This window comes from Paenibacillus sp. BJ-4, from assembly GCF_020404765.1.
GTDB lineage: Bacteria > Bacillota > Bacilli > Paenibacillales > Paenibacillaceae > Paenibacillus.
Map to the genome: position 1 here is coordinate 1 of NZ_JAIVEM010000134.1, position 212 is coordinate 212.

The 212-nt window shown below is 55.7% G+C and carries 1 protein-coding gene; it reads left to right on the forward strand.

The features are described from left to right. A partial coding sequence (locus LCF57_RS18945) for a hypothetical protein (RefSeq protein WP_226002095.1) occupies positions 1-212 on the forward strand: 212 nt, incomplete at both ends.

Consider the following 212-nt stretch of genomic DNA (forward strand, 5'->3'; position numbering starts at 1 on the left):
ACACTCTCCAGACAGGGCGCGAGGCCATGGAAGAGCGGCTGGGAGTGATTGTAGACAGCATCGGGCAGCTCAAGGCGAAGCTGCGGGGCTTTGCAGCGGGACAGGATGGGCTTGAGCATGTATATCGCGGGAAAGTCAAGCAAAATAAGGGAACCTCGGCTATTTTCACAGCGGATGAAGATATGCAAACAGCCATCGATTCCTGGCTGGTC